The organism is Ureaplasma rhincodontis, from assembly GCF_057537535.1.
The window spans coordinates 288291-303814 of the sequence record NZ_BAAKAX010000001.1 but is presented as its reverse complement, the minus strand read 5'-3'; the positions used below and the strand labels follow the sequence as shown (position 1 = coordinate 303814).

Annotated in this window: 11 protein-coding genes; 6 read left to right on the top strand and 5 right to left on the bottom strand. The window is 25.7% G+C overall.

Annotated elements, in window-relative coordinates:
- The first annotated feature begins 122 nt into the window (after positions 1 to 122).
- The 6 genes from dnaK (at position 123) to AC27EK_RS01350 (ending at position 9941) form a co-directional block, all read left to right on the top strand.
- Positions 123 to 1919, top strand: coding sequence for a molecular chaperone DnaK (gene dnaK / locus AC27EK_RS01375; protein WP_487231566.1), 1797 nt, complete (start codon positions 123 to 125; stop codon positions 1917 to 1919).
- A gap of 170 nt (positions 1920 to 2089) precedes the next feature.
- Positions 2090 to 3664 (top strand): site-specific DNA-methyltransferase, encoded by a 1575-nt coding sequence (locus tag AC27EK_RS01370; protein ID WP_487231565.1) that lies wholly within the window; start codon positions 2090 to 2092, stop codon positions 3662 to 3664.
- Complete coding sequence (locus tag AC27EK_RS01365) at positions 3651 to 5918, top strand: DEAD/DEAH box helicase family protein (RefSeq protein WP_487231564.1); 2268 nt, start codon at positions 3651 to 3653, stop codon at positions 5916 to 5918. Before AC27EK_RS01370 ends, AC27EK_RS01365 begins: the two co-directional genes overlap by 14 nt.
- 150 nt (positions 5919 to 6068) lie before the next feature.
- Positions 6069 to 6266 (top strand): hypothetical protein, encoded by a 198-nt coding sequence (locus AC27EK_RS01360; RefSeq protein ID WP_487231563.1) that lies wholly within the window; start codon positions 6069 to 6071, stop codon positions 6264 to 6266.
- A gap of 173 nt (positions 6267 to 6439) precedes the next feature.
- Complete coding sequence (locus tag AC27EK_RS01355) at positions 6440 to 8035, top strand: P-loop NTPase fold protein (protein WP_487231562.1); 1596 nt, start codon at positions 6440 to 6442, stop codon at positions 8033 to 8035.
- Positions 8028 to 9941, top strand: a complete 1914-nt coding sequence (locus AC27EK_RS01350) for a P-loop NTPase fold protein (protein ID WP_487231561.1) — start codon at positions 8028 to 8030, stop codon at positions 9939 to 9941. Before AC27EK_RS01355 ends, AC27EK_RS01350 begins: the two co-directional genes overlap by 8 nt.
- Positions 9942 to 9979: 38 nt before the next feature.
- Here AC27EK_RS01350 and AC27EK_RS01345 read toward each other — a convergent pair whose 3' ends face one another.
- The 5 genes from AC27EK_RS01345 to tsaD are packed head-to-tail and all read right to left on the bottom strand — an operon-like array spanning position 9980 to position 15457.
- The gene (locus tag AC27EK_RS01345) at positions 9980 to 11410 is read right to left on the bottom strand and encodes an aldehyde dehydrogenase family protein (RefSeq protein WP_487231560.1); all 1431 of its coding nucleotides are present in this window, start codon (positions 11408 to 11410) and stop codon (positions 9980 to 9982) included.
- Positions 11397 to 12026, bottom strand: a complete 630-nt coding sequence (gene pgsA / locus AC27EK_RS01340; protein WP_487231559.1) for a CDP-diacylglycerol--glycerol-3-phosphate 3-phosphatidyltransferase — start codon at positions 12024 to 12026, stop codon at positions 11397 to 11399. Before pgsA ends, AC27EK_RS01345 begins: the two co-directional genes overlap by 14 nt.
- Entirely contained in the window at positions 12026 to 13384 is a 1359-nt protein-coding gene (gene asnS / locus AC27EK_RS01335; RefSeq protein ID WP_487231558.1) for an asparagine--tRNA ligase, read from the bottom strand. The genes pgsA and asnS overlap by 1 nt, the downstream gene beginning before the upstream one ends.
- Entirely contained in the window at positions 13384 to 14520 is a 1137-nt protein-coding gene (gene metK, locus AC27EK_RS01330) for a methionine adenosyltransferase (RefSeq protein WP_487231668.1), read from the bottom strand. Before metK ends, asnS begins: the two co-directional genes overlap by 1 nt.
- Positions 14507 to 15457 carry a tRNA (adenosine(37)-N6)-threonylcarbamoyltransferase complex transferase subunit TsaD gene (tsaD, locus tag AC27EK_RS01325; protein WP_487231557.1) on the bottom strand — a complete coding sequence of 317 codons (951 nt, stop codon included), beginning with the start codon at positions 15455 to 15457 and terminating at the stop codon, positions 14507 to 14509. Before tsaD ends, metK begins: the two co-directional genes overlap by 14 nt.
- Positions 15458 to 15524 lie beyond the last annotated feature (67 nt).

The window sequence follows — 15524 nt, the reverse complement described above, 5'->3', positions numbered from 1 at the left end:
AAGAATAAACATTAAAGATTTACATAAGATGAATTAATTTTTAGCAATCTTTTAAAAGAGTGCTAATTTTTGTGTTATACTTAATATATCTTTAAGACAAAATGATAAATAAGGAAAGTAATATGGCAAAAGAAATCATATTAGGTATTGACCTTGGTACTACCAATTCAGCTGTAGCTGTTATGGATGGTAAAAAACCAATTATATTAGAAAATCCAGAAGGGAAAAGAACTACACCTTCTATAATTTCATTTAAAAATGAAGAAGTGTTAGTTGGTGACATTGCTAAACGTCAAATGATCACTAATCCAAATACTATAGTATCTATTAAAAGACACATGGGTACAAAACACACTACAAAAATAAATGGTAAAGATTTAACACCAGAAGAATTAAGTGCAAAAATCTTATCTTATATTAAATCATTCGCTGAAAAGAAATTAGGACAAAAAATTTCTAAAGCTGTAATTACAGTACCAGCATACTTTAATGATGCCCAAAGAAATGCAACTAAAAATGCTGGTACTATTGCCGGTTTAAAAGTTGAAAGAATTATTAATGAACCAACAGCTGCTGCTCTAGCTTATGGTTTAGAAAAAGCAAACAAAGAAGAGAAAATCTTAGTATTTGACCTTGGTGGTGGTACTTTTGATGTTTCTATTCTAGATATGTCAGAAGGAACTTTTGAAGTTCTTTCTACAAGTGGAGATAATGCTTTAGGTGGTGATGACTTTGATCAAGCAATTATTGATTGATTGTTAAAAGAAATTAACCAAGATAATTCAATTGATTTATCAAAAGATAAAATGGCTATGCAAAGATTAAAAGACGCAGCCGAAAAAGCTAAAATTGAATTATCAGGACAATTGTCTACACAAATTTTATTACCTTTCATTTCAATTTCTCCTGCAGGTCCAGTTAATGTTGAAAAAGAACTTACAAGAGCTAAATTCAACGAACTAACTAAAGAACTTGTTAATAGATTAAGAAAACCAGTAGAAGATGCTATTAAAGAATCTAAAATATCAAAATCAGAAATTAATCAAGTTCTATTAGTTGGTGGTTCAACTAGAATTCCAGCTGTTCAAGATTTGGTTCAAGAACTTACTTCTAAAACACCTAATCATACAATTAATCCTGATGAAGTAGTAGCTATGGGTGCTGCAATTCAGGGTGGTGTATTATCTGGTGAAGTTGATGATATCTTATTGATTGACGTTACACCATTAACTCTTTCTATAGAAACAATGGGTGGTATAGCAACTCCTTTAATTAAAAGAAATACAACTATCCCTGTAACTAAATCACAAGTCTTCTCAACAGCAGTTGCCAACCAACCAAGTGTTGACATTAAAGTTGTTCAAGGTGAACGTTCAATGGCTAATGATAATAAGTTATTAGGTAACTTCCAATTATCAGGCATCGACCCAGCTCCTGCTGGACAACCTCAAATCGAAATTAGTTTTAGTATCGATGCTAATGGTATTATGTCTGTTAAAGCAAAAGATCTAAAAACTAATAAAGAAAACAGTATTACTATTTCAGACTCACAAGGTTTAAGTGATGATGACATTGAAAAAATGGTAAAAGAAGCTGAAGAAAACAAATCTAAAGATGAAGAACTTAAAAAAGAAGTAGAACTAAGAAATAGAGCAGAAAAAATAACTCTAGACTTAGAATCAGCTTTATCAGAAGATAAACTTCCAGCAGACCAAAAAGAACCTCTACAAAAACAATTAGATGAAATCAGAAAACTTTTAGCTGATAAAAACTATGCAGAACTAGAGAAAAAAGTTTCAGAAATAGAACAAGCTTTTGCTCAAGCATCTCAAATGGCACAAAACATGCAAAAAAATAAAGATGAAAACAAAGAAAAAGAAGCTGACTATACAGAAGAATCAACTAAAGAAAAGAAATAATCTAGTATTAAGAATAAACCCAGTTAACTGGGTTTTTCTTTTGTAATATAAATTTACAAAAATACTTATTAAAAAATATTCAATTTTTTTGAATTAATTAAAATGGATTTTAAATTTTGAAGATTAAATTTTGTTAAAATTATTATGAAAATAATTAACGGAATAAAAAAATGACTAAAAAAGAACAATTATTAAAAAAAATAAATGAATACGATTCAAAATATTTTAATCAAGACCAAAAAGAAATAATAAAAAAAATATTAAATGCTTCACCCGAAAAAGAAACACAAGCATGATATGATTTTTTGGTAATGAAAAAGAAAAGAGGATTTAATTTTGATCATTCTCCTGAAATAGCAAAAGGAAGATTAATTACTTTAATTGAAGACAATAAAAGAAGTTTTAATGTTTCAAACGACAATTCTAATTATGACGATGAAAACAAACTGCTAATTGGAGAGAATTATAATGCTTTACAAGCATTAAAAGTAACACATGAAAACAAAATTGATGTAATTTATATCGATCCTCCATATAATACAGAAGCCGCAAAAACTGAAGGAAATGTTTCCTCAAAAGAAGGAAAATCTTCTAAATTTAGATATAAAGATAAATTTGGAAGATCTGGTTGATTGACGATGATGAAGGATAGACTTAAGTTAGCTCATGAATTGCTAGCTGATGATGGTGTAATTTTTGTTTCTATCGATGATAACGAACAGGCTTATTTGAAAATTTTAATGGATGATATATTTGGTGAAGAAAATTTTGTTTCTAATCTAATTTGACAAAAAATGTCAGGACCAAAAAACAATTCTACATCTATTTCTACAAATCATGATTACATATTAACATATGCGAAAAATTCTGAGAAATTTATTGTTAATCTTGATAAAAGAAACAAAGAACAATTATCACAATATCAAAATAAAGATAATGATCCCAGAGGTCCTTGACAAAGAATTGGACTTTTATCGCCCAGATATAATCCTAAAAATGATTATGAAATTCATTATTTAGGAAAAAGTTATAAACCCAGCAAAGGACATTCTTGAATGTTTTCAAAAGAAAAACTATTAAATTTAATTTCCGATAATAGGGTTTATCCAGAAGGAAAAATGCTTAGAAGGAAAATGTTTTTAAGTGAAGTAAAAAATGGGGTTTCTCCTATAAGTGTTTTAAGAAAAGAAGATGTAGGTATTTCTCAAAACGGAACAGAGGAATTAACAAGAATATTTGGAGCCAAAGAAATTTTTGACTTTCCTAAACCAATAAAATTGATAAAATATTTAATTGATTTGCATACCACTAAAAACAGTTTAATTCTAGATTTTTTTGCGGGTTCTGGAACGACCGGACAAGCAGTAATGGAACTTAATAGAGAAGATGGTGGAAATAGGAAATTCATTCTTTGTACAAACAATGAAAATGAAATCGCTTATGATGTGACATATGAAAGATTATATAGAATAATAAATGGCGAGGGAACTAATGGAGTTAAAGATTTTAAATGACTTGAAAAAAATAAAATTTTTGAAAATGTTTCTCTTAGAGTTATAAATTTAGATGACTCAACTCAAATTTCATTAGATGAAGAAATTGATTTAAATTTTAAAAAAAAGGCTCTTAATGGACTTAAATATTTGGGTTATGATGAAAATAAATCAGAACTTGATTTTTATTATGATTTATCAGCAATGAATCCTTTAGAAGAATTTGATGAGGAAAAAAATGAGAGCAACTAAATCGCAAGAAAAAGCAATTAAAAGAATTGTTGAATCATTTATAGAAATAACTTCATATCCAAAAGATATAGAAGATATTGATAAAAATGGAATTTATTTTAAAGCCCCTACTGGTTCCGGAAAAACATTCATGATCTCTGAAGTTATCTCTAAAATTTTTCAACATAATTTTAATAAATTGAAAACCGTTGTTGTTGTAGCTACTGTTTCATGTGCAGATTTACCAAAACAATTTGCAGAAAAATTAAATGATTATAAAAAATATCATGATTTTAAAAATTATGAAATTGACCATGTTGTTTCCGCTTCTTCTGCTAGATCTGCTTCAAAAAAAACAGAAGATATTAAAGATTTTGATTTAAAAGATAGAAAAGTTCTTGTTTTTGGAACTTCTTCTTTTGGTAAAAAAACTCTTTATTCGCAAGATGGAACTTTAAACAATTTTTTGCAAAGAGCTAAAAACGGGAATTATCAAATTATTTTTATAAGAGACGAAGCGCATATAGGAACTAAATTGGCAACGAAAGAAGATTTAATGCATTTTGATTCTTTGATGAGAACAAGCTCTTCTTTCACAATTGATATGACTGCAACACCTAAGAGTTCAAGAAAAAAACTTATTGAATTAACTCCGGATATGATGAATTTGGATGATGAAAAACTTCTCAAGAGTCCAGAAAGAGAGTCCACTGATTTATCTGGAGAATATTCTGAAGAAAAATTAATTGATCTTGCAATTGCAAAATTTAAGGAATCTCAAAAAGAATATAGAAAATTAAAAAAATTCACAATTAGACCAGCACTGTTAATACAGGTTTCAAATGATTCTAATATAAGACTTAAAAAAGAGTTATATATTAAGACCTTAAATTTACTAGAAAAAAAATTAAGAAATGCTGATTTAGTTTATCTCAAATATTTAGACAGCAATCCAAGTATAAGTAGTAAAGTTGGACCAGCAACTCTTAAATATGCAAGTAAAATTGACAGCCTTATAGATGTAATTATTTTCAAAGTTGGACCAGCAACGGGATGAGATATTCCAAGAGCTAATATGATATTACAATTGAGGAATATTTCGTCTGAAGATTTGAATAAACAAACAGTAGGAAGAATATTAAGAAATCCGATGCCGGATAAAACCTGAAACGAAATAACTAATAAATACTGAATATATTCTAGTTATCAAATGCCATCAAGAAATTCAAGAACATATATTTTAAAAGACAAGTTTAAAGATTTAAAATTATATAAAGGAACAATTGATAAAACTAGCCAAGTTATAATTCAATCTAATAATGAATATATTAAGCAAGTTAAAAAATATATTACTAATGAAAACGGGGAATTTATTTCTTCTTTAAAAGATTTGAATTCTAAAAGTTTTAAATATTCTGAAATTGAAATAGATTCTTCAACAATTGCAGATTATATGTTGACTTATATTGATCTTAAAATATGAAATATAAATAAGCAATCAGAACTTGAAAAAATCTTTCTAATTTCTCAACTTGATGAAGTATTGATTGAAGTTTCTAAAAAACTTCAAATTAATTTTGAAAAAGTTAAATATACTTTAATGAAATTTCATAGAGCAAAGCTTGAAGAATTTAAAAAAGCATCTGTTGAAAAATGAAAAAATGAAGGAACTAATTACAAATTAGACAAGATAGCTTCGTTATCTAAATATTACGAAGTATGAATAGATAAAAAAGAAAACCCCAAAAAAATAATTACCGAAAACCTTGAAAATTATGGATATATTCAACTAGTAGATGAATTGAATAATAAAAAAGAAGAAAATATACAATATTTAGATTCTGCTCCTGAACAAAAATTTGGCGAAATTTTGATTGATATAATAAAAAAAGATAAAAAAGAAAATATACAATTTTTTTCAAGACTCCCTTCTTTAGGATCAGAACATTTTTTAGAATATACAGATAATAATGGCGAAATTAAAAAATCATTTGTCGACTTTGTAATTGTTAAAAACAACAAAACTATTCTTGTAGAGGTTAAATCATTAGATCAAGATTATAATGAAGAAAAAACAAATAATCTTTTAATTGCTTATGAAAAATATATGAAATGTAACAAATATGAAAATATTAAAATTGTTTTATTTAAATATCAGAAACCAACAAACGAGAAAATTGAAATGCATCAATTTCATTATTATGATGAAGAAAAATCTGTTTTCAAGAAAAACAATTCAGTCAAAGAATCTCTTAAAGATATATTAGACGATTAATATAGTGCTATATCCATTATTTAAATTATTTTTTATCTTTTTTTGACTACTTTTAATTTAATAATCTTTTTTTGTTTTACAATAATATAAAAATTAAATATTAAGTTAATTTTTTATATTCTTAGATAATCAAAATTAGGAGTTTATATTATGTTTAAAAACAAAAATAAAGAATTAAAAATCGAAAATGAAAACTTTACTATTACAGATAAAGAAAGAAAAGAATTTGCTACTTTAACTGAAGAAAAATTAGAAGCTTTTAAAAACCAAGGTTGATCAGAAGAAAAAGTTAAAAAATTCTTTGCATCACTTCAAGAAAACAATAAAAAGTTTTTCGGAATTGAATAATTATTAATTTTCGAAATTAAATAAAAATCTCTTAAAATTTTAAGAGATTTTTTTTGTTAACTAAATAAGATTAAACAAATAAACGAATTTCTTATTTAGTATAATTTAATATGTAAAACTAAATCAAAAACAATAGAACACCATTATTACAATTAATTTACAAAAAGGAAATTATGAAAGATATACATAAACTACAAATTACAAACGAAGAAAGTTTTAAAAACGTTTCAAGAGAATTTATAAAAGTTCTTGAAACGTCTTATAAAGTTTTTAAAAAGAATCTTGAAAAACAAGATAATGGTTTTTTTGAAAATCACAAAACTTTAATTTCAGGTTGTTTTGAAAAAACTTATAAAAGATCTCCATGAACAATTATTGATGGCGGATGAGGAATAGGTAAAACTCATTTTGTAGAAGAATTAATAAAATATTTTGTTGATGTTAAAAATGAAGAATTAGAGAACAAATCGAAAAAAGAAGAAGAATCTATTTTCTTTGATCATATAATTTATATAGATTCATGAACGTTAAATTGAAATGAAGATTTAACTTTTAATTTTTGTCAGGAATTGTTTCAGCATTTGTTTAAATTTTTTGATAAATCTGAACAAAAAAAAGAAGAAATAAAAGAAACATTAACAGAAATATATAAATGCATTATTAAACCATCATTTGATTTTTTAAATATGAAATTGCCAACTTTCTCTTCAGAAAATAATTTAAAAATAAAAGAAAATTTGCTCAAAATTGAAGAAAATTTAGGAAATAAAATAATATTAATATTTATTGATAATACAGAAAGATTAGAAAATGATAAATGAAAAATAATTAAATTCTTATCATTTTTTTCTCATATAAAAAATTTTATATTTGTATTTCCGATGAATAAAAATAAATTTGAACACGAAAACGATAACGAATTTCCATTAACTAAATTTACTGATTTAGTAAGTTTTAAACTAGAATCAGATTATACAGGCGTGCTTCAAAACTATAAAGAAATATTAATTTCAAATGAATTAGACTTATATTTAGAAATTTTAAATACAAGATTAAAAAATGAAAAGAATTTATCTACTAGAGAACTTGTCAAAAAACTTGATCATTACAAGAATCCCCAAAATCAAGATTTTTTAATTAACGTTTGTAGTTTTATGAAACAAGTTAAAGGCAGCAAAGAGTTGTTTGTCACAATAATAAACGAAAAATTAAATAATATAGTAAAAAACATAGAACCTGATTTGAATTTAATCAAAGCTTTGGCTCATTATTTTGCAAAGGAAGTTAGATATTTTTCACTTAGAAATGAATTATCCACCGAATGATTTACATTCATGGACTCATCAAAAAATATTTACGATCCATACAATGAAGATTTGTTTTTTCTAAATTTAAGAAATACAGAAAAATTGAAAGAACAATTAAAACCAATATATGAAAAAATTTCTTCAAAAAACAATAAATTTACAGAAGATTTTAAACAATTATACGGACAAAATGAATGAAATCTTATTCAGATTGAATTGATAGATTTTTATAATGAACTAAATAGAATTTTAGACGAATTAAAAAATAGTAAAGAAGAATACAATAAAGAAAATCCTATTTTAATGAATCTTTTTAATAATTTGATAGAAATAGCCGATATAAAAAATTCGCTTGATAAGTATCTTTTAGAATTTTGAGATAGATTTAATGAAGAAGAATTGCACGCAGAAAACTTTGATTCAAATCCATTAATTAAAAGAAAGAAATCAATAAATGAATAATAGCATTAGATTATTTGCTCATATAAAAGAAGACTTTGAAAGAGAATTCATAAAATTTCTTAAATACTTAGAAAAATCTTATCTTGATTTTGAAAAAAGAAAGGAAGAAGAAAAAAAAGAATTTGAATGACTAAACAATCCACATTCCTTTGTTTCATGTAATTTTGAAAAATTATATAAAAAATCACCTTGAACAATAATTGACGGCGAATGAGGAAGTGGAAAAACTTATTTTATAGAAAAATTCGTTGAATATTTTGATGAAACAAAAGAAAATGAATTGCAAAGTAAAATTGAAAAATTTGAAAAATTTTTGGATGACAAAAAAAACTCTGATGTTAAAGGAATTTGTAGGAAAAAAAGAAAATGAATTAAAGATCGAAAAATTAAATTATTGAAAAATAAAATAAAGAAAATAGAAGATTCTACCAATATAGAAATATTAAAAGAAATAGAAAAGAGAAGAAGGTGATTAAAAGATTCAAAATCGTCAAAAATTGAAAAATCTAAAATATTTTTTGACAATGTAATTTATATTGATTCTTTTGTTTTTGATACCGATGAAAATTTAATATATAATTTTTGTTCTGAATTATTTTCTAAATTATTTAATTTTATAGATATTAAAAAAGTAAGAAAAAATAAATTCCAGAAATGAATAAATCAATTTGATTCTTGACTGTTTTTAAAAAATTCCATAAATGATTTTTTTTATAATAATTTTTCAAGATATTTAAGACATTTAATCAAAACAATAAAGAAAACATTTAAAAAATTTTTAAAAAAAATAAGATGAAATATTGAAGAAAACATTGAAAACAAAAACAAAAACATTGATGATCTTTTAACAAGAAAAAAAATAAAAAAAATCTGAAACAAACAATTCGTTCCAATTTTGCGATTATTAAATTTGAATGTTGAAAAAATAAAAGATAAAAATATAAATGAACAAATAAAAGAATATTTAAATTGAATAGAAAAATCATTAGAAGACAGATTGGTTTTAGTTATTATTGATAATATTGAGAGACTAGAAAATAATAATTGAAAAATATTAAAATTTTTATCTGTTTTTTCGCAAATTAATAATTTTATATTTATATTTCCAATGAATAAAAATAAATTTGAACCAAATGATAATAATGATGAATTTCCATTAACAAAATTTATTGATTTACAATCTTTTTCTTGAGAATATATCTGAACTTGTGTTCCTATTAAATACCAAAATCAATCATTATTTTATTTCGAGAGCATTGTTTCTGATATTTACAATGGAAATATTGTTACTAAAAAGCCGAGCATCAGAGAGCTTGACAGAATTGTGTATTCATGTAATAAGGAAAACGATAAAAGTTATCTTGAAAATTTTATACTTTCTATAAAACATTTTAATTTAGATGAAGAACAATACATTCTTAAAAAAATAACAGAAGTTTTGCAATGAGTCGAAGCAGTAATTGTTTCTAAAATTGATACAAAAAATTTTTTAAAAATTGTAAGCGATATTTACAACAAAAAAAATAATGTCTCAAATCATAATGATGTTGATAATTTAATTGAATTTTCATGTTTTATACAAAATTTGAAAGAAAACAAAGAACTAAATAATTTATTATACAAACCAAGAAAAATCGAAAAAATTTTAAATGATTTAAAAATTCACATAAAGAATTTTAAAAAAACACAACACGATCAATGTAAATTGGAATGCACAGAAATTTTCAATTCTTTAAAAAGGCTTTTAAATGAGCTGGAAAAAAATTTGAAAATTTTTGAAGTTGTGAAATTAGATGCAACAAAGGAGCAGAAAGAAGCATTTGATTTATATGCTAAATGAAGCGAATTTGAAACAGAAGAAGAATGAAAAAAACATGTTTTAAAAATTTGAAAATCACTCTATTAAAACAAAAAATGATCTCCTAGAGATCATTTTATTTTGAACTATTTATTAAAAACATAACCCTTTAATCTAGTTACTGTTTTAATACTATCAACAAGACCTTGAACATTAAAACCAGAATTCTTAACACCTAAGAAAGGTAATATGTCTGGGCTTCTAGAAGAACTTGCATTTCAATTAACACTTCCTGTTGTTAATTGTTTTGCAATCTTAATAAAGTCTTCTTTATTCTTACAGAACACTGATGATTGAAGACCATAATCACTTTCTTCAGCTATTCTTATAGCATCCTCAATATTTTCATATTCTAGTATAGGAAGAACAGGAGCAAACTGTTCTTCTCATGCTATATCCATATCTACAGTAACGTTGTCTAAAACAATAGGACTTAACAATAAACCATTAGTATTCACTTTATGTACAGAAGTTGCTTTTTTGCTAAAAGCATCTTCTATAAGTCTGTTGTATTTATCAGCAGTATGTTTGCTAATTACAGGAGTTATGTAAGTGTCTTCTAATGGGTGTCCAACAGAAAGATTTGATACTTTTTCATTTAGTAATGAAACTAGTTTTTGATGTACATCTTTATGTACTAATACTCTTTTAATGGCTGTACATCTTTGTCCATTAAATGAAAAAGCACCTTTAACTATTTGATCTGCTGTTTTTTCTATATCAGCATCTGGAAGAACAATAGCTGCATCTTTACCACCCATTTCAAGAATAAGAGTTTTATTTTTGAAATGATCAGCTATTTTAAGACCAACATTTGTACTTCCAGTGAAGTTAATAACATCAGCATCTTTATGAGCTCATAGTTTGTTTCCAATTTCTGAACCCTTTAATACTAAACAATTAATAACCCCTTCAGGAAAACCGGCTTCTCTAAATAGATTAGTTAAATAAACACTAACCATTGCTCCTTGAGAAGCAGGTTTAAATACTGCTGTGTTTCCAGACATAATTGCTGGTACTAATTTAGATATTAATAAGTTAATTGGGTAATTAAATGGAGACACTGCAAGAACTACACCAACAGGTTCATAATAGAACTCAGCAACCTTATTTTTATTACCATGAACTTTTTGATCATAAATATCAGGAGTTAAGAAATTATCTTCATAAACCTTAATAAGATCATAAACCATATCAACAGTTCTGATAATTTCTGATCTTGAACCACTAATTGATTTAGAGATTTCAAGACTCAAAAGTTCAGCAAGTTCTTCAGTGTTTGATTTTAATAATTCTGCAAACTTGATTAATAAGTCTTTCTTTACTTTAAAATCAACATTTCTTCATGTTTTAAAAGCTTCTCTAGCTGTTTTAAAAGCATAATCGATCTCAGAAACTTCAAGAAGAGGTAAAACCCCAATTGTTTTGTTGTCAATAGGACTTTTAACTTCTAAGTTTCTTGGTGTGTTTTCAACTGTGTATTCTTTTTTACCTATAAAAAAACTATATTTGTTCATTTTTCAACTTTCCTCTTTTTAGATATTGATATCCATATATTATTAATGAAATAACAGACAATGCTGCTGAAATGAAAATTAAAATGTTTTGTATTGCATAATAATATCAATCATTTCCTCATCCACCAATAAATAGAACAATTATTATTCCTATCATTAGAACAAAAGTTTTAGCTTTTCCTCAAATGTTAGCTGGTATAACAACATTTTCATTTGCTGCCATCATTCTTATTCCACTCATTAATAAATCTCTAACTATTAATATTAAGACTAGATATATTGGAATTAATTCTAAATATGTTAATGCTATTAACATAGAAGTGGTTAATACTTTATCTGCTATTGGATCTCAAAATTTACCAAATTTTGAAACTCAATTATATTTTCTAGCAACATAACCATCTACAAAGTCTGTAATACATGCTATCACAAATATAATTGATGCAGATAAGTGACAAGCACTAATTTTTACATTTGGTCAACCATCAGGAAATTTATAAATTATTGGACTAGTCTGAATTAACACTAATGTAATAATTATAGGAATACATAATATTCTAAAGATTGTTAAGAAATTAGGAATGTTTTCTTTTCTAAAAACTTTTTTATCAATCATTAGAATTTTAATGCTCCGTGAGTTCTTGGGAATGGTATTACATCTCTAATGTTATCAACACCTGTTAAATACATTAGAAGTCTTTCAAAACCTAATCCAAATCCAGAAGATTTGTAATAACCAAATCTTCTTAAATCAATATATCAAGAAAGTTCTTCTGTAGACATTCCTCTTTCTTTACATACATTGATTATTTTTTCATAATCATCTTCTCTTTGAGAACCACCAATTAGTTCTCCAATTCCTGGAACTAATAAGTCAGTAGCAGCTACTGTTCTCTTGTCTTCATTTTCTTTCATATAGAAAGCTTTAATTTCTTTAGGATAGTTGTAAATGAAGACAGGACCATTAATTACTTTTTCACTAATGAATCTTTCATGTTCTGTTCCAAGATCCATACCAAAGTGAATGTTGTTATCTTCAAATTGCTTTTTGTTTTTATTAACTTCTTTAGTTAGTATATCAATTGCTTCTTCATAACTCATTTTTGTAAAACCAACTTCTTTGATTTTGTTTAATCTTTCAGTTATAGAAGAATCAATTATTTTTTCAAAATAAGCAATTTCATGAGAACAGTTTTCTTGATAATAATTAATAATGAAAATTAACATATCACTTATTAATTTAATCATTTCATCTAAATCAGAAAAAGCAATTTCAGGTTCTAACATTCAGAACTCAGCAGCATGTTTTGAAGTATGTGATTTTTCTGCTCTAAACGTTGGACCGAATGTATAAACCTTTTTAAAAGCTTGTGCATAAGCTTCGGCTTGTAGTTGACCAGTAACTGATAAAGAAGCTTTTTGGTTGAAGAATTCTTTATTGTCAGCTAATATGTTAAAAGCTTCTCCAGCTCCTTCACCATCATTAGAAGTAATGATAGGACTAGAAACTCAAACAAAGTTATTTTGTTTAAAGAAAGAATGAATAGCAAAAGCAATTTCAGATCTAACTCTCATGACTGATTGGAACATATTAGATCTTGGTCTAATATGTGCAATTTCTCTTAAGAATTCAACACCATGTCTTTTCTTTTGTAAAGGATAATCAGAATCACATCCTTTTAATAATGAAAGTTCAGATAATTGAACTTCAAATTTTTGAAGTTTTCCTTCAGGTGTTTTAATAACAATTCCTTTAATTGAAATTGAATCACCAGTATTAACTGAAGATATTTTTTCAATATCTTTAGAAACTTCTGGTTTATAAATTAATTGAATTGTTCTTATATCAGTTCCATCTGTAATTTCTATGAAACCAATTTTTCCATTAAATCTATTAGATTTAACAAAACCAACTAATTGAATTTCTTTATTAATTAAAGATTCAAAATTATTATATATATGTCTTACATCCATTATTTATCCTTAAAGTATTTCTTGATTTTATCAACTTTATCTAATCTTTCTCAACTGAATAATTTTGAATCTTTTCCAAAGTGACCAAAAACTGCTGTTTTTAAATATTTAGTCTCTTTAAGATTCAGATAATCAATAAATGATTTAACTTTTAAATCAAAAATTTTGCTAATCATTTCTTTGATTTCAAAATCTGAGTATTTAGAACTATTAAAAGTATTTACATATAAAGCAGTTGGTTCTGGCATACCAATACCAAATGCTATTTGAACTTCACATTCTTTAGCAATGTCAGCTGCTACTATGTTTTTAGCTATATATCTAGCTAAGTAAGATCCTGATCTATCTACTTTAGTAGGATCTTTACCACTAAAACAACCACCACCGTGTCTTGCTTTAGAACCATATGTATCTACTATTATTTTTCTTCCAGTTAATCCTGTGTCTCCGATTGGTCCACCAATTACAAACCTGCCTGATGGATTAATGATTTGTAAGAAGTCTGTATTTAAGTTGTTTTCTTTTGCAACTTCTAACATAGTTTTAGAAACTATGTTATGTATTTGTTCTTTAGTTGCTTCTTCAGAGTGTTGAATAGAAACTAAGAAATTATCTATTTTTAAATTGTTGGCATCAGTGTAATCAATTGTTACTTGTGATTTCATATCTGCTTTTAAGAATGAATATTCTTTTTTGGTTCTCAAAACATTAAGTTTTTTTAAAATTTCATGAGCAAGAACAATTGCTAATGGTAAATATTCTTTAGTTTCTTTTGAAGCGTATCCAAATACAATACCTTGATCTCCGGCTCCTATATCTTCTCCTAGTGAAACACTATTAGAGATATCAGGACTTTGGCTGTTAATATTAGATATTATTGTGAAATCATTTGAACCATATCCTAGTGGTTCAATAACGCTTCAAGCAACCTTAACAACATCAATATAAGCTTTGGTTGTTATTTCACCACCAATAACTATTAATCTATTAGAAGCAAACACTTCACAAGCTACTCTTGAATTTGGATCTTCTTCTAAACATTTATCTAATATTGCATCTGAAATCTGATCACAAATTTTATCTGGATGACCTGGTCCAACAGATTCACTAGTGAATAATAATTTATTGCTTTTCATACTTGCTCCTATAATAGCCATAGTAGGCAATCATTGCCCCATTGTCTCCTGTATATTTTAACAATGGAATATTAGATTTATCAGATATTTCAATTATTTTACTTCTTAAATATTTATTGGCTGAAACTCCGCCACCTAAAACTATTTTATTTAATTTATGTTTTGATAAATCAATATTAACTTTTTTAATCAAATCATCAATTATTTGTTTTTGAAAACTAGAAGCAACTTCTAATTTATCAAATTCAATATTTTTTTGAGTTTTGTTATGTATATAGTTAATTACTGATGTTTTAAGACCTGAATAACTAAACTCATATTTATACATATTATTTTTAAGAAAGTTAATATTTGTTTTCTTCTCATCATATGCATTATCAATCTTTGGTCCACCAGGATATTCTCATCCTAATTTTCTGGCTACCTTGTCATACACTTCACCAATTGCATCATCTTTAGTTTCATTTAGTGCTTTTATATCTGTAAAGCTATTGACTAAATATGTTGAAGTGTGACCACCAGAAACCACAAGTCCTAAGAATGGAAATTCAAAATTTGGATTTTGATCAATAAAAGCAGAAAATATATGACCATATAAATGATTCACACCCTTGATATCTGCTTTTATTAATTTTGCTAATAATTTAGCAAATAATATACCAACATGCAAACATCCAATTAAACCTGGATGAGATGTGTAAACTATATTAGTAATGTTATTTGGTTTTAAATTAGCTTCTTTAACTGTGTTCAAAAAAACTTCATGAATGCTTTCAAGATGTTTTCTACTTGCGACCTCAGGAACCACTCCACCAAATGTCGATTGAACATCGGATGAAGAGTAAGTGACATGACTCAAAATTTGTCCATTTTTTACTAAGCTCATGCTAGTTTCGTCGCAACTTGTCTCAATTCCTAAATAAATTTGTTGTTTCATGGTTTGATTTTAAATTTTTCTTTTATAATTACTTTTATTGTAATAATTAAAACTATAAATTAGTTAA